Source organism: Pantoea sp. JKS000250, assembly GCF_003201065.1.
Lineage (GTDB): Bacteria > Pseudomonadota > Gammaproteobacteria > Enterobacterales > Enterobacteriaceae > Pantoea > Pantoea vagans.
Map to the genome: position 1 here is coordinate 2,713,266 of NZ_QICZ01000001.1, position 19,987 is coordinate 2,733,252.

Annotated in this window: 17 protein-coding genes; 9 read left to right on the forward strand and 8 right to left on the reverse strand. The window is 57.0% G+C overall.

Translation table 11 applies throughout. The features are described from left to right. Positions 1–2: 2 nt before the first annotated feature. From BY447_RS12855 to lplT, 3 genes are all read left to right on the forward strand, one after another. Positions 3–1,388: an efflux transporter outer membrane subunit gene (locus BY447_RS12855; RefSeq protein WP_110331250.1), complete on the forward strand. Its 1,386-nt coding sequence runs from the start codon at positions 3–5 to the stop codon at positions 1,386–1,388. A gap of 90 nt (positions 1,389–1,478) precedes the next feature. After that, positions 1,479–3,629 carry a bifunctional acyl-ACP--phospholipid O-acyltransferase/long-chain-fatty-acid--ACP ligase gene (gene aas / locus BY447_RS12860; RefSeq protein WP_110331251.1) on the forward strand — a complete coding sequence of 717 codons (2,151 nt, stop codon included), beginning with the start codon at positions 1,479–1,481 and terminating at the stop codon, positions 3,627–3,629. Continuing rightward, positions 3,626–4,816, forward strand: coding sequence for a lysophospholipid transporter LplT (gene lplT, locus BY447_RS12865; RefSeq protein WP_013359936.1), 1,191 nt, complete (start codon positions 3,626–3,628; stop codon positions 4,814–4,816). The genes aas and lplT overlap by 4 nt, the downstream gene beginning before the upstream one ends. 49 nt (positions 4,817–4,865) lie before the next feature. Here the strand turns inward: lplT and ridA are convergent, their stop codons facing one another. The 4 genes from ridA to argF all read right to left on the reverse strand — a co-directional run bounded on the left by ridA (position 4,866) and on the right by argF (position 8,061). Next, the gene (gene ridA, locus BY447_RS12870) at positions 4,866–5,252 is read right to left on the reverse strand and encodes a 2-iminobutanoate/2-iminopropanoate deaminase (RefSeq protein ID WP_110331252.1); all 387 of its coding nucleotides are present in this window, start codon (positions 5,250–5,252) and stop codon (positions 4,866–4,868) included. Between the two features lie 72 nt (positions 5,253–5,324). Beyond that, entirely contained in the window at positions 5,325–5,789 is a 465-nt protein-coding gene (gene pyrI / locus BY447_RS12875) for an aspartate carbamoyltransferase regulatory subunit (RefSeq protein ID WP_010251684.1), read from the reverse strand. 11 nt (positions 5,790–5,800) lie between these two features. Next, on the reverse strand, positions 5,801–6,736 hold the full coding sequence (gene pyrB, locus BY447_RS12880; protein ID WP_033781687.1) for an aspartate carbamoyltransferase: 936 nt from the start codon (positions 6,734–6,736) through the stop codon (positions 5,801–5,803). 317 nt (positions 6,737–7,053) lie between these two features. Then, entirely contained in the window at positions 7,054–8,061 is a 1,008-nt protein-coding gene (gene argF / locus BY447_RS12885) for an ornithine carbamoyltransferase (protein ID WP_110331253.1), read from the reverse strand. Between the two features lie 160 nt (positions 8,062–8,221). On the opposite strand from argF, the gene rraB reads away from it, so the two are divergent. The 4 genes from rraB to BY447_RS12905 all read left to right on the forward strand — a co-directional run bounded on the left by rraB (position 8,222) and on the right by BY447_RS12905 (position 11,969). Continuing rightward, positions 8,222–8,644, forward strand: a complete 423-nt coding sequence (gene rraB / locus BY447_RS12890; protein WP_013359940.1) for a ribonuclease E inhibitor RraB — start codon at positions 8,222–8,224, stop codon at positions 8,642–8,644. Positions 8,645–8,698: 54 nt separating this feature from the next. Beyond that, positions 8,699–9,460 carry a tRNA isopentenyl-2-thiomethyl-A-37 hydroxylase MiaE gene (gene miaE / locus BY447_RS12895; RefSeq protein WP_033781691.1) on the forward strand — a complete coding sequence of 254 codons (762 nt, stop codon included), beginning with the start codon at positions 8,699–8,701 and terminating at the stop codon, positions 9,458–9,460. Positions 9,461–9,751: 291 nt separating this feature from the next. Then, on the forward strand, positions 9,752–11,167 hold the full coding sequence (locus tag BY447_RS12900; RefSeq protein WP_323859488.1) for a hypothetical protein: 1,416 nt from the start codon (positions 9,752–9,754) through the stop codon (positions 11,165–11,167). Positions 11,168–11,180: 13 nt separating this feature from the next. Then, positions 11,181–11,969: a histidine phosphatase family protein gene (locus BY447_RS12905; RefSeq protein WP_110331255.1), complete on the forward strand. Its 789-nt coding sequence runs from the start codon at positions 11,181–11,183 to the stop codon at positions 11,967–11,969. On the opposite strand, the gene BY447_RS12910 is transcribed toward BY447_RS12905, so the two are convergent. The 4 genes from BY447_RS12910 to pepA form a co-directional block, all read right to left on the reverse strand. Further along, a complete protein-coding gene (locus BY447_RS12910; protein WP_013359944.1) occupies positions 11,964–12,476 on the reverse strand; it encodes a GNAT family N-acetyltransferase in 513 nt (170 codons plus the stop codon). The genes BY447_RS12905 and BY447_RS12910 overlap by 6 nt on opposite strands. A 76-nt stretch (positions 12,477–12,552) precedes the next feature. Next, positions 12,553–15,408 carry a valine--tRNA ligase gene (locus tag BY447_RS12915; RefSeq protein WP_033781700.1) on the reverse strand — a complete coding sequence of 952 codons (2,856 nt, stop codon included), beginning with the start codon at positions 15,406–15,408 and terminating at the stop codon, positions 12,553–12,555. Between the two features lie 5 nt (positions 15,409–15,413). Continuing rightward, on the reverse strand, positions 15,414–15,872 hold the full coding sequence (locus BY447_RS12920; RefSeq protein WP_008925453.1) for a DNA polymerase III subunit chi: 459 nt from the start codon (positions 15,870–15,872) through the stop codon (positions 15,414–15,416). Positions 15,873–15,937: 65 nt separating this feature from the next. After that, complete coding sequence (gene pepA / locus BY447_RS12925; RefSeq protein ID WP_009092357.1) at positions 15,938–17,449, reverse strand: leucyl aminopeptidase; 1,512 nt, start codon at positions 17,447–17,449, stop codon at positions 15,938–15,940. Positions 17,450–17,717: 268 nt separating this feature from the next. Between pepA and lptF the strand changes: the two genes are divergently transcribed. Together lptF and lptG are read left to right on the forward strand one after the other, a co-directional pair. Then, the gene (gene lptF, locus BY447_RS12930; RefSeq protein WP_033731353.1) at positions 17,718–18,818 is read left to right on the forward strand and encodes an LPS export ABC transporter permease LptF; all 1,101 of its coding nucleotides are present in this window, start codon (positions 17,718–17,720) and stop codon (positions 18,816–18,818) included. Further along, the gene (gene lptG, locus BY447_RS12935) at positions 18,818–19,894 is read left to right on the forward strand and encodes an LPS export ABC transporter permease LptG (RefSeq protein WP_033781702.1); all 1,077 of its coding nucleotides are present in this window, start codon (positions 18,818–18,820) and stop codon (positions 19,892–19,894) included. The genes lptF and lptG overlap by 1 nt, the downstream gene beginning before the upstream one ends. Positions 19,895–19,987 lie beyond the last annotated feature (93 nt).

Below are 19,987 nucleotides of genomic sequence, written 5' to 3' on the forward strand. Positions count from 1 at the left end.
CCATGAAATCTCTTATCCCGTTTATTGTGCTGCTGCTGGCTGGCTGTAGCGTTGGTCCCGATTATCAGCGCCCGGCGGTGGCGATGCCGGTTCACTATAAAGAGACGAAAGGCTGGCAGCAGGCGACGCCGCTGGATGCGCAAAGCAAAGGCGAATGGTGGGCGGTCTATCACGACGCCACGCTGGGCGGGCTGCTGAGCCAGGTCAGCGTGTCGAATCAGAATGTGGCGACCTATGCCGCGCAGTACCGGCAGGCGCAGGCGCTGGCGGCGGAGTCTCGCGCGGCGCTGTTTCCTTCGCTGGGCTATGACGGCAGTGTGACGCGCAGCGGCAGCCATGCAACCAACAGCAGCGTTCGCACCACCAGCAGCAGCCATCAGGCGGAGCTGAGTGCCAGCTGGGAACTGGATCTGTGGGGCAAACTGCGGCGCACGCTGGAGGAGGACCGCGCCAGCGCCGCGGCCAGTGCGGCGGAACTGGCCAATATCACCCTGAGCGCCCAGTCTGAGCTGGCGCAGGACTATTTCCAGCTGCGCATCATGGATCAGAAAATCGCGCGCTATCAGCAGAGCGTTGACGCCTATCAGCGCTACCTGAACGTCATTACCAGCCAGTATCAGGCGGGCACCGCGTCGCGGGCGACTCTGGCTCAGGCGCAGCTGCAACTGGAGAATGCCAGCGCCTCGGCGCAGGATTACCAGTGGCAGCGCGCGCAGATGGAGCACGCCATTGCGCTGCTGATCGGCAAAGCCCCCGCCGACTTTAGCCTGGCCGCCGCGCCGCTGACCGCCACGCTGCCCGCGATTCCGGCGGCCCTGCCGGGCGAGCTGCTGCAGCGCCGTCCCGACATTGCATACGCCGAACGCAACATGGCCGCCGCCAATGCCGCCGTGGGTGTGGCGGTGGCTGGTTACTATCCCGACCTGACCCTGAGCGCCAGCGGTGGCGTCAGCGCTTCGGTGCTGCATTCGCTGTTCTCACTGCCGAACCGCGTCTGGTCGCTGGGGCCGGAGCTGAGCGGCACGCTGCTTGACGCGGGCGCGACCTCTGCCAAAGTCGATCAGGCGCGGGCGAGCTGGGATGCCAGCGTCGCGACCTATCGTCAGACGGTGCTGTCCGCGATGCAGGAAGTGGAAGATAAGCTGGTGGAGCTGAACACGCTGCAGGGCGAAATCGCCGCACAGCAGCGCGCCACCGATGCTGCACAGACCTCGGCGCGGGTGACGCGTCTGCAGTATGAGGCGGGTATGATTAACTACCTGGATGTAGCGACCACTGAGAACAGCAGCCTGAGTGCGCAGCAGAGTTTGCTGACGCTGCAGAGCACGCAGTGGGTCAGCAGCGTGGCGCTGATTGCCGCGCTCGGCGGTGGCTGGCAGGCCCCCTGAAGCCGCGTCAGACTGCCGATAATTCGGTTGTCGAACCGCGTCAAATCCTGCATCGTGAGGGGCTAATTTTCACGATGCTAAGGAACCGGCATGGCTTTCACACTTTTACGCCTGATATTTCGCCTGTTATGGCGGGTCGAACTGCGTGGCGACGTCGCCGAACTGCATAAGCAGAAGGTATTAATCACGCCGAACCATATGTCGTTTCTTGACGGCATGCTGCTGGCGCTCTTTTTACCGATTAAACCGGTATTCGCCGTCTACTCGACCATCAGCGAAAGCTGGTTTATGCGTCTGATTAAACCCTTTATCGACTTTGTGCCGCTGGATCCGACCCGGCCTATGGCGCTGAAGCAGCTGGTACGGCTGATTGATACGGGCCGTCCGGTGGTGATCTTCCCGGAAGGCCGGATAACCGTGACCGGATCGCTGATGAAGATCTACAGCGGGGCCGGCTTTGTCGCCGCGCGTTCAGGCGCGAATGTGGTGCCGATGCGCATCGAAGGCGCTGAATACACGCCGTTCGGTCGTCTGGCGGGCGTGTTCAAACGTCGCCTGTTCCCGCGCATCACCCTGACCATTCTGCCCGCGACCCGCATTCCGATGCCGGAGGCGAAACGGGCGCGCGACCGGCGCGTGCTGGCCGGGGAGCATCTGCATCACGTGATGATGGAAGCGCGCATGGCGGTGCGTCCGCGTGAAACCCTGTTTGAGGCGTTTCTGGCGGCGCGGACACGCTATGGCGCGTTTAAGCGCTGCATCGAAGATGTGAATTTCAAACCCGACAGCTACACCGGACTGCTGAAGAAGTCGCTGGGCGTGGGCCGTATTCTGGAGCGCTACAGCCAGCCGCGAGAAGTGGTGGGGCTGCTGCTGCCCAATACCACTGTGACAGCAGCAGCGATTTTCGGGGCTACGCTGCGCGGGCGCGTTCCGGCCATGCTCAACTACAGCGCGGGCGTTAACGGCATGCGGGCTGCACTGACCGCCGCGCAGATCAAAACCGTCTTCACATCACGGCAGTTCCTGGACAAAGGCAACCTGTGGCATCTGCCGCAGGGGCTGGACGATGTGCAGTGGATCTACCTGGAAGATCTCAAAGATACCGTCACCGGCAAGGACAAGCTGTGGATCCTCGCGCATCTGCTGATGCCGCATCGCGCCCAGTTGCCTCAGCAGCCGGAAGACGCCGCGATGGTGCTGTTTACCTCCGGCTCTGAAGGCAATCCCAAAGGCGTGGTGCATTCACATAAAAGCCTGCTGGCGAACGTCGAGCAGATCCGCACCATCGCGGACTTCACCCCGCGCGACCGCTTTATGTCGGCGCTGCCGCTGTTCCATGCGTTTGGTCTGACCGTCGGGCTGTTTACGCCGCTGATGACCGGCGCACAGGTCTTCCTCTATCCCAGCCCATTGCACTATCGCATCGTGCCGGAGCTGGTCTATGACCGTAACTGCACCGTGCTGTTTGGCACCTCAACCTTCCTGGGCAACTATGCACGCTTTGCCGCGCCCTATGATTTTGCCCGTCTGCGCTATGTGGTCGCGGGTGCGGAGAAGCTGCAGGAGAACACCCGTCAGCTCTACATCGAGAAGTATGGTATTCGCATTCTCGAAGGCTACGGCGTAACCGAGTGCGCACCGGTCGTGGCGATTAACGTGCCGATGGCGGCGAAGACGCACACCGTGGGGCGCATTCTGCCGGGCATGGATTCACGACTGATGTCGGTGCCGGGCATTGAGCACGGCGGACGCCTGCAACTGCGTGGGCCGAACGTGATGAAGGGCTATCTGCGGGTCGAAAATCCTGGCGTGCTGGAAGCACCGGCCGCCGACGATGGTGAAGGCAATATGGAAGCGGGCTGGTATGACACCGGCGATATCGTCAGCTTCGATGAAGGCGGCTTCTGCCAGATTCAGGGCCGTGCCAAACGCTTTGCGAAGATTGCCGGTGAGATGGTGTCACTGGAGATCGTCGAGCAGATCGCCCTTAAAGCGTCACCGGACAAACAGCACGCCGCTTCACTGCGCCCGGATGGTCAGCGTGGTGAGGCACTGGTGCTGTTCACCACCGATGCTGAGCTGGCGCGCGACAGGCTGCAGAAAGCGGCCCGCGAGCTGGGTGCACCAGAGCTGGCACTGCCGCGTGATATCCGTGTCATGAAGCAGCTGCCGCAGCTGGGCAGCGGTAAACCCGACTACGTCACGCTGAAAAAAATGGCGGAAGAGGAGCAGGCATGAGCCTTGATCGTAATGCGCCGCTGATGTCGCGCGGCATGATTGCCGTGATTATCGCCCAGTTCTTTTCGGCCTTCGGCGATAACGCGCTGCTGTTTGCCACGCTGGCGGTGCTGAAAAGTCAGTTCTATCCCGAGTGGAGCCAGCCGGTATTACAGATGCTGTTTGTTGCAGCCTACATTCTGCTGGCACCGTTTGTCGGGCAGGTGGCGGACAGCATGGCGAAAGGGCGGGTGATGATGCTCGCCAACAGCCTGAAGCTGCTGGGCGCGCTGGTGATCTGCTTCGGCTTCAATCCCTTCCTCGGCTACACGCTGGTGGGCGCGGGCGCAGCGGCCTACTCACCGGCCAAATATGGCATCCTCGGTGAGATCACCCACGGCGAGAAGCTGGTGAAAGCCAACGGGCTGATGGAGGCGTCGACCATCGCCGCCATTCTGCTTGGCTCGGTGGCAGGCGGTATGCTGGCTGACTGGCATATTCTGGCGGCACTGGGGATCTGTGCGCTGACCTACGGCATCGCCGTGATCGCGAACCTGTTTATCCCGAAACTTCAGGCGGCACGGCCGGGTCAGAGCTGGCAGTTTGGCGTGATGACGCGCAGTTTCTTCAGTGCCGCTGCGCTGCTGTGGCGTGACGCAGAGACGCGCTTCTCGCTGCTCGGCACCAGCCTGTTCTGGGGCGCAGGCGTGACGCTGCGTTTCCTGCTGGTGCTCTGGGTGCCGGTGGCGCTGGGCATCAATGACAACACCACGCCAACCACGCTGAATGCCATGGTGGCGATCGGCATTGTGATTGGCGCGGCGGCGGCGGCGAAGCTGGTCACGCTGGAGACCGTGCGTCGCTGTATGCCAGCCGGTGTGCTGATTGGCGTGATGGTGGTGGTCTTCGCGCTGCAGCATTCCCTGATGAATGCCTATTTAGTGCTGATGCTGATTGGTGCGCTGGGCGGTTTCTTTGTGGTGCCGCTGAATGCGCTGCTGCAGGCGCGCGGCAAAGAGAGCGTCGGGTCAGGCAATGCGATTGCGGTTCAGAACCTGGGCGAGAACAGCGCCATGCTGATCATGCTGGGGCTCTATACGCTGGCGATTAAGGCGGGAGCCCCTGCGGTGGCGACGGGCGTCGGTTTTGGCGTGCTGTTTGCGCTGGCGATTACGGTGCTGTGGCTATGGCGACCGGCTAAGCGGTAACAAATTCGCCGCCTCTCTCCGGCTTACGCGGGAAGAGGCGGCGTGAGGCTTAGCGACGGACGGCAATCGCTTCGATTTCGATCTTCACATCTTTTGGCAGACGCGCCACTTCAACACAGGAACGCGCCGGGAAATTAGCCTCATGCTCGGTGAAAAACGCTTCATAGGTCGCGTTGACCGTGGCGAAATCATTCAGGTCCTTCACGAACACCGTGGTCTTCACGATGTCACCCACCTTCAGACCCGCGGCTTCAACAATCGCCTTCACATTTTCCAGTGACTGACGCGCCTGTGCGGCAATGTCATCTGCCACCTGGCCAGTCGCCGGATCGACCGGGATCTGACCTGATGTGATGATCATCCTGCCCAGATCGACACCCTGAACATAGGGACCGATAGCGGCAGGGGCTTTTTCAGTACTGATTTCACGAGACATCATGGCTCCTTTGATTATGTCGTCAGGCGGCGATGCCGCCGGTGTTGCCCATTATAAGGTCGGGCAGGGCGATTACCAGTGACCCAGCACCACATGACGGGCGAACTCTTTCTCGCAATATTTGCACTTCAGATGCACATCGTCGGCACGCTGCTTCACGGCAAAGCTGGAGAAGACCGGCTCGCTGCGGCTGATGCAGTTGCTGTTGGGGCAGGTCAGCACCCGTTCAACGTGATCCGGCAGCGTCGGGGCGATCTTCGCTACCACTTCGTAGTCGTCGATGCGGTTAACCGTGGCGTGCGGCGCATAGACCGCCAGCTGATTTACCTGATCGTCGGTGAGAAAGGTGTTCTCAATTTTGATCAGATCTTTGCGGCCCATCTCGCCCGACGGCAGATTCAGACCGATGGTAATGCGCTGATCGGTTTCGGTCAGCCGGAACAGGGAGAGCAGTTTAAAACCGATCTGCGCCGGAATATGGTCGATGACCGTGCCGCGTTTGATCGCTTCGACCTGCAATTTGTTGTCCTGCGTCATGGGGGTTCTCCTTACAGGGCGAGTTCGCTGTTTAAAACCAGTGCCAGCAGAGCCTGGCGCGCATAGATGCCGTTACCCGCCTGCTGGAAATACCAGGCATACGGGGTTTTATCGACATCGGTGGTGATCTCGTCGATGCGCGGCAGCGGGTGCAGCACCTTCATGTTGTCGCGCGCTGTGCTGAGGTCGGCAGCGCGCAGAATGAACTGTGCTTTAACGTTGGCATATTCGGACGGGTCGAGCCGCTCTTTCTGCACCCGGGTCATGTAGAGGATATCGAGCTGCGGCATCACCTCTTCAAAACTGTCGTGCCGTGACCAGGCGATGTTCTTCTCATCCAGCATATCGGTGATATAGGCCGGCATCGCCAGCGCATCGGGTGCGATGAAAAAGAAACGGTTGCCATCAAATTTCGCCAGCGCCTGCGTCAGGGAGTGCACGGTACGGCCATACTTCAGGTCGCCGACCATCGCCACATTCAGCTGATTAAGACGGCTCTGCGTCTCCTGAATGGTGAAGAGATCGAGCAGCGTCTGGGTCGGATGCTGGTTTGCGCCGTCACCGGCATTAAGAATCGGGATGCCGCCGGAGAACTCGGTCGCCAGTCGCGCCGCGCCCTCCTGCGGATGACGCATCACGATCGCATCAACGTAGGTGCCGATGACAGAAATGGTGTCGGCCAGGGTTTCGCCTTTTTTGCCCAGCGAGGTATTACTGCCGTCCGCAAAGCCCACCGCTGACGCGCCCAGGCGATGGATTGCAGTTTCAAACGACAGGCGGGTACGGGTCGAGGCCTCAAAGAAGCAGCTGGCGATCACCTTGTGCTTCAGCAGTTCCGGCTGCGGACGGGCTTTCAACTTTGCGGCGGTGTCCAGTGCCAGTTCCAGCTCTTCACGACTGAGGTCGTTGATTGAAATAATGTGCTTGCGATATAGCGGGTTAGGCATAGCTCTCTCCTCTGCGCGGCCGGATTGCGGACAAAAAAAAGCCCCTGCTTAAGGGGCTTTTTTAAGATCGGGTCGATGACCGAAAGAAACAGCAGCGCCGCCTGCGGTCAGGCGTGATTGAACGTTAAATTGTCCGCTGTGCTGTCGCATATTTCCTCCGGCAAATTGGGCCGCATTATACCCGTTCGCGGTGGGGCGGCAAGAGGAAAACGTTTGCGCCTCGGTAGCAGCTAAGCACGCATGGGCCGTCAGACGGGTGACGCGCTCTTCACCAGCGGACGTGACTCAGCGTCCTCAGCCCGTCTGAACCTCTTCGATCAGCGTTGGCCCAGCGTGGCGACCATCACCGCTTTGATAGTGTGCATCCGGTTCTCGGCCTGGTCGAACACAATGCTGTGCGGCGACTCAAATACCTCGTTGCTCACTTCCATGCCGTTGGGCAGATCGTACTGCTCTGCCATCTGCTGGCCCAGCGTCGTCTGGTCGTCGTGGAAGGCGGGCAGACAGTGCAGGAATTTCACCTGCGGGTTGCCGGTCAGATCGAGCATCGCCCGGTTAACCTGATAGTCACGCAGCAGGGCAATACGCTCGGCCCAGACTTCTTTGGCTTCGCCCATCGACACCCAGACGTCGGTGTAGATAAAGTCAGCGCCTTTTACGCCATCAGCAATATCTTCGGTGAGGGTAATGTTGCCACCGGTCTGCTGCGCAGCGTCGCGGCACTGCGCCACCAGTTCGTCCTCTGGCCAGCAGCTTTTCGGGGCCACCAGACGCAGATCCAGACCGACCTGAGCGGCGGCTTCCAGCATGGTGTTACCCATGTTATTGCGCGCATCGCCCACATAAACCAGCGTCATCTCGCTGAGTTTTTTGTCCGGCAGATGCTCCTGCATGGTCAGCAGGTCAGCCAGCAGCTGGGTTGGGTGAAACTCGGTGGTCAGACCGTTCCACACCGGCACACCGGCGTGTTCTGCCAGCGTCTCTACCAGCTCCTGACCGTAACCGCGATACTGAATGCCATCGTACATGCGGCCCAGCACCCGCGCGGTGTCGCGCATTGACTCTTTGTGGCCGATCTGACTGCCACTCGGGCCAAGATAAGTCACGTTTGCACCCTGATCGTAAGCGGCAACTTCGAAAGAGCATCGGGTACGGGTCGAGTCTTTTTCGAAGATGAGCGCGATGTTTTTACCTTTCAGATACTGCACTTCGCTGGCGTTTTTTTTCGCCTGTTTTAATTCAGCAGACAGGGAGAGCAGGTGATCGATTTCGGCGGGGGTAAAATCCAGAAGCCTGAGGAAATGGCGCTGATACAGCTGACTCATACAACACTCCGGTAATCATCAAAATGAATTAAAATTCAATTTAACCGTATGAATATTCATTTTCAAGTCTGGAGCTAATAAACTTTTCGTTTTGTGTAGTGGCGCGACAGGCAGTGTGGGAAAATAATTGATTATTGCCGAACTCAGAGAGGACATTGTCATGGCATATGAAGCATTACTGGAAGAGCAGCAGGAAGAGACACGGCAGATTATCGAAGAGCTGCTGGAGGATGGCAGCGATCCTGATGCGCTCTATACCATCGAGCATCATCTCTCATGCAATAATTTTGATTCACTGGAAAAAGCCGCGGTTGATGCATTCAAGCTGGGTTATGAAGTGACCGAGCCGGAAGAGCTGGAGCTGGAAGATGGCACCACCGTGATGTGCGTCGACATCATCAGCGAATCTGCGCTGAAGCCTGAACTGATTGATGTGCAGGTTGAGCAGCTGGTGAACCTGATTGGTAAGTACAACGTCGACTACGACGGCTGGGGCACCTATTTCGAAGACCCTGATGCCGAAGATGAAGACGAAGATGACGACGCCATCGAAGATGAAGATGATGATGGTATTCGCCACTAAGTAGCCGGGGCGGAGCGTTCTCCGCCTGTCACTTCTGCCACCCCTTTTGACATCATGAATTACGCACCCTTACTTGAACCGATCTATCAGTTTCTGCACTGCCGCACGCCACAGGCCTGGATTGACGAGGCGCGCAAGCCGGAAAACCTGACTCTGCTGTTAACCGACCATCTGGTGTGCGAGCTGAAAGCTGCCCAGACCGCGGTGTGGCTGATCCGCAAATATGTCGCCGACAAACCCAGCGGCGACGCCATTCTGGCGTGGCTGAAGCCCTATGAAGATTTTATTTTCCGCGAAGATGGCGACAGCGACTTTATCAACGCCCATAAGAACCTGACAAAAAGCGTTATTGTGCGCAATGCGCTGCCGTGGGCGGATGAGCTGGTGGAGAAGATGGTGCTGCTGATTAAAGAGGAGCTGCATCACTTCTATCAGGTGTGGGAAATTATGCAGTCGCGCGGGCTGGTCTATCAGAAGATTACCTCCAGCCGCTATGCCAAATCGCTGCTGCGCGAAGTGACCACCCATGAGCCGGAAACGCTGGTGGATAAGCTGATTTGTGGCGCTTACATTGAGGCGCGATCCTGCGAGCGTTTCGCCAGCCTGGCACCGTATCTTGATGATGAACTGGCGAAGTTCTATATTTCGCTGCTGCGCTCCGAAGCGCGGCATTATCAGGACTATTTAATGTTGGCGGCACAGATTGCCGGTAAAGATATCGCGCCGCGGGTTCAGGCGATTGGCGTGACAGAAGGGCGGTTAATCAGCGAACCCGACAACGAATTACGTTTTCACAGTGGCGTACCGGCATGGTAAGCCATGCCTGATGACACACCTCTCAGGGTGTCACCTTATTTTCTCCATTTTTCCCGTTGTTCTTTTTAATACTTTATCATTTTCACTTGCGTAGCCTTGCCTGAAATAAATGTTCAGGTAACGTATTAATTTAATAACTCCGGCTTTGTCGGGCGTTTTTCTGTGCCATGCCTCACATAAACTATTTTTCCCGCTGACTTCCGCGCTATATATAAATATATTCCAGATAGTGAATCGGGATTGTTATTCTTAAAAGCAAAACCCGGCGCGTGACCTTTTTACCAGAAGGTTATGCGTCGGGTTTTTTATTGGACACTGAACGGTGTTTTTATCTTTTTTGTATCACTTTTAATAAATGTCGCAGGGAGGGTGTCAATCATGAAGGAGAAGGTCTTATTTCCGTTATTGACTTCGCTAATATTAATGGCGTTCCAGGCAAAGGCTGATTTCTCCGAAGCGTCTGCCTCCTTCATCCGGAATAGCCTCTGGCAGGAGGCTGGGCTTGATCTGAAACTACATAACCACTGGAAATACCTTAAGGAGAACGAAGCACAACCTGTGGCGGTTCATAATGCCTGGGGACAGGCACTGGCGCTGGACTTTCACTCCGGGTATTTATGGGACCGGATTGGGTTTGATACAACCTACACCCGGGCTGTCAGGCTGGGTGCCAGTGACTACTTTTCCACGCGCGGGCTGCTTTATGATAGCGGCGGCAACATGAAAAAAGAGGATGCCCACGGCTTCAGTAAATTTGGCCAGCGTTATCTGAAGCTGAAGCTGGGTGATCGCGCGCTGGCGCTGAAGGCAAAGGCCGGATGGCAGGAGCTAAAAAATATCGGCGTGCTGACTTCAACCGATCGGTTATCACGAAACAGCTACGCGGGCTACCGTGGGGCGCTGAACTGGCGAAATACGCAACTCGATGTGGGGGTTTTCCACAAAACCCTACGCCATGACTCGGCTAAAACGCTCAACCTGCAAACACAGTCCGGCCGCAAAGTTGATGCTATTTATACGGGTGCGCTGAGCTATAAAGATGAACAAAGCGCGCTGGTCTACGCTTTTGGGGAAGCCAAAGATTACCAGCGTCGCCATGTGATTGAGGCCGCTTATACCCTCTCACCACGCTGGCATTTTTCCTCGCAGATTTATGGCAGTCAGGGGCTGGAAAATTATAAGAATATGCCTGCCAGCAAACGAAGTTTTGATAAACATGCCTGGCACTACGTGGGTGAAGCGAAGTGGACACAGGATGCCTGGACCCAGAGGTTTGCTGTCGCCTGGACCTCAGCCCCTAAAAAAAATGCGGTAGGATATTATGTCCGGCATTTAACAAAAAACAGCCGTGGACGTTTCAGTTCACTGACCTCTGCCGGTAAAGACTATACGCGTGATAAAGAGCTGGCGCTGGTTTCATTAAGTCAGTATCAGATCTCACGCGGCATAAAAAGCGGAATACAGCTCAACTATGGTCAGTTTCATTATCGCAATAATCTGGTGCGAACCGGTGAGGTAGCATTAATTAATCGGTTCAGTAACTGGCATCCCTCTTTTAAAGATCTCACCCTCTCAACCCTGTTTGGCTATGGCTGGTCCTATAAAAACAGTAAAGAGACACCCCGACTAAATGCCCGCGGGCACTTTATGCGCTCTGATAACCTCTCAGCTGAGATTGTTATTGAATATAAGTTTAATATTTTTTAATCAGGAGAAAAATATGAATATTTTAATTAAAATTCTATTTGTGACCGTGGCGATAGCCTCCGGTTTTTCCGGCGTGGCCTGGGGAGCCGACGTTATGCTCTATGTCACCCGGCATGGCAAGACGATGTTTAATACGGTTCATCGTGCACAGGGGTGGGCTGATACACCGCTGACGGCCTCCGGTGCAGCGGTAGCAGAGCAACTGGGGCGAGGGCTGCAACCTTTAACGTTCGTCGCGGCCTGGTCAAGCGATTCGGGCAGGGCGAGAGAAACCGCCCAACTCGCGATGAAGGCCTGGAAGAAGGTGCCGGTGCTTAACGAGGATAAGCGGTTGCGGGAAGTCTGTTTTGGGCTTTATGAAGGCGACCTGGATAAAAACATGATTACTGCTGCGGCGCTTAAGGCGGGCTATGCATCGGATGCGGCGTTACTGGATGCGTTCAGCACAGGTAAGATTCATATGGATGGCATTATAGACGCGATCCACCAGGCGGAAGCATCAGGTACGCCATCGCTTGCAGGCATCAACTCTACCGGGCAGGCCGAAACCTATGAGCAGGTTGCTAAGCGCATGCTTGAGGGTATCACCGCGATCGCAAAACAGGCTCAGCAGCAGGGCGGCGGCAACGTTCTGGTCGTCAGTCATGGAATGGCAATCTCAACACTGCTGCAGGCGCTGGGTGATACCTCATTACATGCGCAACTCAGTAATGCCAGCGTTACGTTGCTGCGCTACACCGACAGCGGAAAGTTCGCCATTGAGGCCGTCAATGATATGCGTTACGTCGAACGTGGCCTATAGTGCTTTCAGCATCCGTACTTCGCAGTCGACATGACCGGTGCAGCCCATCGCGCTGTCGATATGCTCAAAGCCCAGCGACTCATAGAGTTTGATGGCCCGCGTCAGGCTGGCGGTGGTTTCCAGATAGCAGCGACGGAAGCCGTGGCTGCGTGCATATTCTATCGCCCTCAGCGCCAGTTCGCGCGCCAGGCCCTGACCGCGCACCTCTGGCAGAAAGTACATCTTTTGCAGTTCGCAGATATCGGGCGCGCTGCAGGCCAGAGGTGCAACCCCGCCGCCGCCGACCACTTTGCCCTGATACTCCACAATCCAGTAGGCGCTCTGTTCTGCACTATAGAGCTCAAACAGCTGGTCGAGCTGCGGATCGGAGACGGTGTAGCCCTTGTCAGCCGTCAGGCCGAACTCCGCAGAAACATCACGGATCACCTGGGCAATATGCGGATTATCGGCGGCCGTAATTGGCCGCACCTGGAGGTCAAAACGCGGGATGGTACTGGTCGTCATCATCTCTTCCGGATTTGTACGAGGTCAATAAAAAAGCCGGGCAAGCCCGGCTTTATGAATAAGCTGTCAGCTAAGACGCTTACAATGCCGCAATGACCGCCTGCTGTTCAATCAGTTTTGCTTTTGATTGTTGCAGGTCTGCCACGCGTTCGCGCTCTTTCGCGACGACCGCTTCCGGCGCACGTGACACAAAGCCTTCGTTTGCCAGCTTGGTCTCAATCTTCTCGATCTCGACATCCAGCTTAACCAGCTCTTTCGCCAGACGCTCCAGCTCGGCGGTTTTATCCACCAGATCTGCCATCGGGATCAGCAGCTCTGCGCCTTCAACCAGTTTGGTCACCGACACCGGGCCTTTCTCGCCCGCAGGCAGAATGGTCAGGCTTTCCAGACGCGCCAGGCGCGACAGGAAGTTGCGGTTAGCCTCAACGCGACGCAGTGCCGCAGGTGAGCAGTCACGCAGCAGCACATCCAGCGGCTTGCTCAGCGCGATGTTCATCTCGGCACGGATATTACGCACCGCGACGATCGCCTGCTTCATCCATTCGATGTCCGCTTTCGCTTCGGCATCTTCTTTCGCCGCATCGTACTGCGGGAAAGGCTGCAGCATAATGGTGTCGTCGCTGATATTTTTCAGCCCCTTCACGCGCTGCCAGATGGTTTCAGTGATAAACGGAATGATTGGATGCGCCAGACGCAGCAGCGCTTCCAGCACGTGAACCAGCGTATGGCGGGTGCCACGCAGTTCAGCTTCACTGCCGCTGTTCATCACCGGCTTGGTCAGCTCCAGATACCAGTCGCAGAACTGGTTCCAGGTGAAGTCATACAGCAGGTTAGCCGCGATGTCGAAACGGTAGCTATCCAGCGCTTCACGGTATGCTTTCACCGTGTTGTTGAACTCGGTCAGGATCCAGCGATCCGCCAGCGACAGCGTCATCTCGCCGCCATTCTGTCCGCAATCCTGGTCTTCGGTGTTCATCAGCACGAAGCGGCTGGCGTTCCACAGCTTGTTACAGAAGTTGCGATACCCTTCCAGGCGCTTCATGTCCCAGTTGATGTCGCGACCGGTTGAGGCCAGCGCCGCCAGAGTGAAACGCAGCGCATCGGTGCCTGATGGCTCGATGCCGTCCGGGAACTGCTTCTCGGTACGTTTGCGGATCTTCTCCGCCAGCTGTGGCTGCATCATGTTGCCGGTGCGTTTTTCCAGCAGCGCCTCCAGCGAAATGCCGTCGACCATATCCAGCGGGTCAATCACGTTGCCCTTGGATTTCGACATCTTCTGACCTTCTTCATCGCGGATCAGACCGGTCATGTAGACGGTTTTGAACGGCACCTGCGGTTTTCCGTTTTCATCTTTGATGAAGTGCATGGTCAGCATGATCATGCGGGCAATCCAGAAGAAGATGATGTCGAAGCCGCTGACCAGCACGCTGGTCGGATGGAAGGTGCGCAGCGCTTCGGTGTTTTCCGGCCAGCCCAGGGTGGAGAAGGTCCACAGACCTGAGGAGAACCAGGTATCCAGCACGTCATCATCCTGACGCAGCGCCACATCGGCGGCCAGGTTGTTCTCGGCGCGAACTTCATCTTCGGTACGGCCAACGTAGACGTTACCGTTGTTGTCATACCACGCCGGGATGCGGTGACCCCACCAGAGCTGACGGGAAATACACCAGTCCTGAATATCACGCATCCAGGAGAAGTACATGTTTTCATACTGCTTCGGCACGAACTGGATGTCGCCGTTCTCAACGGCTTCAACGGCGACTTTTGCCAGCGGCGCGGTACGCACATACCACTGGTCAGTCAGCATCGGCTCGATCACCACGCCACCACGATCGCCGTAAGGTACGGTCAGATCGTGCGGCTTGATCTCTTCAAGCAGGCCCAGTTCATCGACGGCGGCAACGATGGCTTTACGCGCGGCAAAGCGTTCCATATTCTGGAAAGCGGCCGGGATCTCATCGGAACAGGCATCGCTGGCTTCGCCGTTGGTGTCATATACCTGAGCGCGGTCGCGGATATCACCATCGAAGGTCAGGATGTTGATCATTGGCAGCTTATGACGACGACCCACTTCGTAGTCATTGAAGTCATGCGCCGGGGTGATCTTGACGCAGCCGGTGCCTTTTTCCATGTCAGCGTGTTCGTCGCCAACGATTGGGATCAGACGGCCAACCAGCGGCAGCAGCACAAATTTGCCAATCAGATCTTTGTAACGGGGATCTTCCGGGTTAACGGCCACGCCGGTATCGCCCAGCAGGGTTTCCGGACGGGTGGTGGCAACGACCAGGTAATCTTTACCGTCGGCGGTTTTTGCGCCATCAGCCAGCGGATAGCGGATATGCCACATCGAGCCTTTGCTCTCGCGGTTTTCCACTTCCAGATCGGAGATCGCGGTGCGCAGCTTAGGATCCCAGTTCACCAGGCGTTTGCCACGGTAGATCAGGTTCTCTTTGTAGAGGCGAACAAACACCTCTTTCACGGCGTTGGAAAGGCCATCGTCCATGGTGAAGCGCTCGCGCTCCCAGTCGACGGAGTTACCCAGGCGGCGCATCTGGCGGGTAATGGTGCCGCCGGATTCCGCTTTCCACTGCCAGATTTTCTCGATGAACGCATCGCGGCCATAGTCCTGGCGCGTCTTGCCCTCTTCAGCCGCAATTTTGCGCTCAACCACCATCTGCGTGGCGATGCCCGCGTGGTCAGTACCGGCCTGCCACAGGGTATTTTTCCCCTGCATGCGCTGGTAACGGATCATGGTGTCCATGATGGTTTGCTGGAAGGCGTGACCCATGTGCAAGCTACCGGTGACGTTCGGCGGCGGGATCATGATGCAAAAGCTTTCCTGGCTGGTATCGCCATTCGGTTTGAAGTAGCCCTGCTTTTCCCAATGCTCGTAAAGCGGCTGCTCGATATCTTGCGGGTTATATGTCTTTTCCATTTCTGCTATGTCGTTTGCGGCTGTGGTGGCGCTGCCGTATTCAATTGGAATCCAACGCTGCGATACGCTTTGTAGCGGTCGCGCGCCAGTTGTTTGAGAGCGTCCTCGTAAGGAACGAAGTCTATCACTTCATGGAAAGCAGTAGCAAAATCTGCGAAGTGGGGCAGCAGGCTAATCAGCAGGTCGCGCTGTGAACTGCCGCGACGCTGTGGCCAGGCCAGCTCGACCGGCGCACCGTAGCGCGGACCTTCACCCGCCAGGTTGTGCGGCACGAAGGCGTTTGCCGGTCGTTGCCACAGCGCTTCGTCGAGACGAATGGCTTGCTGTTCATCTTCGCAGGCGATCAACACCCGCTTTCCGGCCCGCCAGCGTGTTTCCGCCAGATTGCACACCAGCGCTTCAACGGCACTCAGGCCATCGCTCGTTGCATCGGTTTCCAGCACGTAGAAGGTTGCGTTTTTCATCGGTTAGCTCATCAGAAGATCAGGGGCAGATTCAGATCCGCCCCTGCTGTCAGAAAAGAGGGCGCTTAGTCGTCGCCGTTCAATCCTGCCCGATTCAACAGAAACTGCGACAGCATCGGCACCGGACGTCCGGTCGCGCCTTTGGCCTTGCCGGAACGCCAGGCGGTACCGGCGATATCCAGGTGCGCCCAGTTATATTTGCGGGCAAAGCGTGCCAGGAAGCAGGCGGCGGTAATCGCGCCACCAGGACGGCCACCGATGTTGCCCATATCGGCAAAGTTGGACTCCAGCTGCTCCTGGAACTCATCCGCCATCGGCAGACGCCAGGCGCGATCGCCCGACTGTTCCGAGGCGCTGATGAGCTCATGCGCCAGCGGATTGTGGTTCGACAGCAGGCCGCTGATGTGATGGCCCAGCGCAATCACACAGGCACCAGTCAGCGTTGCCACGTCAATCACTACTTCCGGGTCGAAGCGTTCCACGTAGGTCAGCGCATCGCACAGCACCAGACGGCCTTCGGCGTCGGTGTTCAGTACTTCAACCGTCTGGCCCGACATGGTGGTCAGCACGTCGCCCGGACGCATCGAGCGGCCATCCGGCATGTTTTCACAGCCCGCCAGCACGCCCACTACGTTCAGCGGCAGATTCAGCTCGGCCACCATCCGCATCACGCCATAGACGGCGGCCGCGCCGCACATGTCATATTTCATTTCGTCCATGCTGTCGGCAGGCTTGATAGAGATGCCGCCGGAGTCAAAGGTCAGCCCTTTGCCCACCAGCACAATCGGGCGCGCTTCAGCGTCGGGATTGCCTTTGTATTCAATCACCGACATCAGCGATTCATTCTGCGAACCGGCACCGACGGCGAGATAGGCGTTCATGCCCAGCTCTTTCATCTGCTGTTCGCCGATCACGCGGGTCGTCACATTTTTGCTGAAGGCATCGGCCAGCTGACGCGCCTGCGACGCCAGATAGGCTGCGTTACAGATGTTTGGCGGCATGTTGCCGAGATCTTTAGCGGCTTTCATGCCGGCAGCGACCGCTAATCCATGCTGGATCGCGCGTTCGCCGCTGGTGAGTTCACGGCGGGTCGGCACGTTAAACACCAGCTTGCGCAGCGGACGACGCGGCTCGGCTTTGTTACTTTTCAGCTGGTCGAAGTTATAGAGCGCCTCTTTTGAGGTCTCCACCGCCTGACGCACTTTCCAGTAAGTATTGCGGCCTTTGACATGCAGCTCGGTCAGGAAGCAGACCGCTTCCATGGAGCCGGTGTCGTTCAGCGTATTAATGGTTTTCTGAATGACCTGCTTGTACTGGCGTTCATCCAGCTCACGCTCTTTACCGCAGCCAATCAGCAGAATACGCTCGGACAGGATATTTGGCACATGATGCAGCAGCAGTGTCTGGCCCACTTTTCCTTCCAGCTCGCCGCGGCGCAGCAGGGCGCTGATGTAGCCGTCGCTGATTTTATCCAGCTGCTCGGCAATCGGTGACAGACGACGCGGTTCGAAAACGCCAACGACAATGCAGGCACTGCGCTGTTTTTCCGGGCTTCCGCTTTTTACACTGAACTCCATGCACTCTCCTGAATCTTAAAGACAACGGCCGCTGCTGCCGCTAGAATGTAGCGCGCTCATGACCCATTTATTCATCGTCGCAGCATGACATTCTGCCGCTGGAGGTCATAATGAATCAGGGTGACAAGATGTTGTTTTTTCACCACCCGGACGCGTTTTTCATACAAATTTAGCTACGGCGACGGCCATTGATGAAGAAAAATGGCTGATAAGCGTTGAAACTAGCGATTTTCCTGCAAAAAGACAAGTTTTCACAGGCGTACTAAGCGTGATCATCATTAGATATCTGGTTCGGGAAACGCTCAAAAGCCAGCTGGCTATCCTGTTTATCCTGCTACTCATCTTCTTTTGCCAGAAGTTAGTCAGGATCCTGGGAGCCGCGGTGGATGGCGAAGTGCCGACAAACCTCGTTCTGACCTTGTTAGGACTCGGTGTGCCTCAAATGGCACAACTTATACTGCCCTTAAGTCTGTTTCTGGCGATCCTGATGACGCTGGGGCGTCTCTACACGGAAAGTGAAATTACCGTGATGCACGCCTGCGGCCTGAGTAAGGCCGTGCTGGTAAAAGCGGCGATGGTACTGATGCTGTTTACCTCGGTGGTGGCAGCGGTGAACGTCATCTGGCTGGGGCCATGGTCATCCCGCTATCAGGATGAGGTGACGCAGAACGCCAAAGCAAACCCAGGTGCTGCGGCGATGGCCGCCGGGCAGTTCCAGACATCCAGCGACGGCAGCGCCGTGCTGTTTGTCGAGGATGTGAAGGGCAACAACTTTGGCAACGTATTCCTGGCGCAGTTACGGCCAAAAGGCAACGCGCGTCCTTCGGTGGTGCTGGCTGACAGCGGTCACATGGAGCAGCATAAAGATGGCTCGCAGGTGGTAACGCTGGATAAAGGCACCCGCTTTGAGGGCACCGCACTGCTGCGTGATTTCCGTATCACCGACTTCACTAACTATCAGGCCATCGTGGGCTATAAAGCGGCAACGCTCGATCCTAACGATGCCGAGCAGGCCAGCATGACCGACCTGTTCGCGAATAAGACACCGGATTTCCAGGCCGAGCTGCACTGGCGTCTGACGCTGGTGTTTGCGGTGCTGGTGATGGCGCTGATGGTAGTGCCGCTCAGCGTGGTGAACCCGCGTCAGGGTCGTGTGCTATCGATGCTGCCCGCCATGCTGCTCTATCTGATCTTCTTCCTGTTGCAGAGCTCGCTGAAGTCGAGCGGAGCGAAAGGGCGGCTCGATCCGGCGCTCTGGATGTGGGTGGTGAATATCAGCTATCTGGTGCTGGCGGTGCTGCTTAACCTGTGGGATACGGTGCCGATGCGTCGGATTCGCGCCCGCTTTACCCGCGGAGGGTCGGTCTGATGTTTCGCGTACTTGACCGCTATATCGGTAAAACCATCTTTAATACCATCATGCTGACGCTGTTCATGCTGGTGTCGCTTTCCGGCATCATCAAGTTCGTCGATCAGCTGCGTAAAACCGGCCAGGGTAGTTATAGCGCGCTGAGTGCCGGTTATTACACCCTGCTCAGCGTGCCAAAAGATATTGAGATTTTCTTCCCAATGGCGGCCCTGCTGGGTGCGCTGCTGGGATTGGGCGCGCTGGCGCAGCGCAGTGAGCTGGTAGTGATGCAGGCGGCGGGCTTTACCCGCATGCAGGTGGCGCTGTCCGTGATGAAAACGGCGATTCCGCTGGTGCTGCTGACCATGGCAATTGGTGAGTTTGTTGCGCCTTCGGGCGAGCAGATGGCGCGTAACTATCGGGCGCAGCAGCTTTATGGCGGCGCACTGGTCTCAACGCAGAATGGTCTGTGGGCGAAAGATGGTAATAACTTCATCTATATTGAGCGCATCAAAGGCGACAATGAAATTGATGGTGTGAGCATCTATAACTTCAACGATCAGCGTCGTCTGCAGAGCGTGCGTTACGCGGCGACGGCGACCTGGGATGCGGCTAAAAAGCGCTGGATGCTGTCACAGGTCGATGAGTCAAACCTGACCGATCCGAAGCAGATTACCGGTTCACAGAGTCTGAGTGGCGAATGGAAAACCAATCTGACGCCAGACAAGCTGGGTGTGGTGGCGCTGGATCCTGACGCGTTGTCGATTCGCGGTCTGCATAGCTACAGCAAGTATCTGAAGCAGAGCGGTCAGGAAGCGGGACGTTATCAGCTGAATATGTGGAGCAAGATTTTCCAGCCGCTGTCCGTCGCGGTGATGATGCTGATGGCGCTGTCGTTTATCTTTGGTCCGCTGCGAAGCGTGTCGATGGGTGTGCGCGTCGTAACCGGTATCAGCTTCGGCTTCCTGTTCTACGTGCTGGACCAGATTTTCGGCCCGCTGAGTCTGGTTTACGGCCTGCCGCCGATTCTGGGGGCGATTCTGCCGAGCTTTGCGTTCTTTGCTATCAGCATGTTTATGTTGATTAAGCGGCGCTGACCGTCATCACGCAAATGGCCGCCTCTCAGGGCGGCCTTTTTTATGGCAGGCACTGTGCGTCAGTTTATTCGTCCAGTCGTCTGATGCATCTCT

Bases quoted from the DNA above. Each gene is read 5' to 3' on its own strand.
- BY447_RS12900 (WP_323859488.1), top strand. From the start codon at position 9,752: ATGCGTCGGGTTTTTTATTGGACACTGAACGGTGTTTTTATCTTTTTT.
- BY447_RS12905 (WP_110331255.1), top strand. From the start codon at position 11,181: ATGAATATTTTAATTAAAATTCTATTTGTGACCGTGGCGATAGCCTCC.
- pepA (WP_009092357.1), bottom strand. From the start codon at position 17,449: ATGGAGTTCAGTGTAAAAAGCGGAAGCCCGGAAAAACAGCGCAGTGCC.
- ridA (WP_110331252.1), bottom strand. From the start codon at position 5,252: ATGTCTCGTGAAATCAGTACTGAAAAAGCCCCTGCCGCTATCGGTCCC.
- BY447_RS12920 (WP_008925453.1), bottom strand. From the start codon at position 15,872: ATGAAAAACGCAACCTTCTACGTGCTGGAAACCGATGCAACGAGCGAT.
- miaE (WP_033781691.1), top strand. From the start codon at position 8,699: ATGAATTACGCACCCTTACTTGAACCGATCTATCAGTTTCTGCACTGC.
- aas (WP_110331251.1), top strand. From the start codon at position 1,479: ATGGCTTTCACACTTTTACGCCTGATATTTCGCCTGTTATGGCGGGTC.
- BY447_RS12910 (WP_013359944.1), bottom strand. From the start codon at position 12,476: ATGATGACGACCAGTACCATCCCGCGTTTTGACCTCCAGGTGCGGCCA.
- argF (WP_110331253.1), bottom strand. From the start codon at position 8,061: ATGAGTCAGCTGTATCAGCGCCATTTCCTCAGGCTTCTGGATTTTACC.
- BY447_RS12855 (WP_110331250.1), top strand. From the start codon at position 3: ATGAAATCTCTTATCCCGTTTATTGTGCTGCTGCTGGCTGGCTGTAGC.
- lplT (WP_013359936.1), top strand. From the start codon at position 3,626: ATGAGCCTTGATCGTAATGCGCCGCTGATGTCGCGCGGCATGATTGCC.
- pyrI (WP_010251684.1), bottom strand. From the start codon at position 5,789: ATGACGCAGGACAACAAATTGCAGGTCGAAGCGATCAAACGCGGCACG.
- pyrB (WP_033781687.1), bottom strand. From the start codon at position 6,736: ATGCCTAACCCGCTATATCGCAAGCACATTATTTCAATCAACGACCTC.
- lptG (WP_033781702.1), top strand. From the start codon at position 18,818: ATGTTTCGCGTACTTGACCGCTATATCGGTAAAACCATCTTTAATACC.
- rraB (WP_013359940.1), top strand. From the start codon at position 8,222: ATGGCATATGAAGCATTACTGGAAGAGCAGCAGGAAGAGACACGGCAG.
- BY447_RS12915 (WP_033781700.1), bottom strand. From the start codon at position 15,408: ATGGAAAAGACATATAACCCGCAAGATATCGAGCAGCCGCTTTACGAG.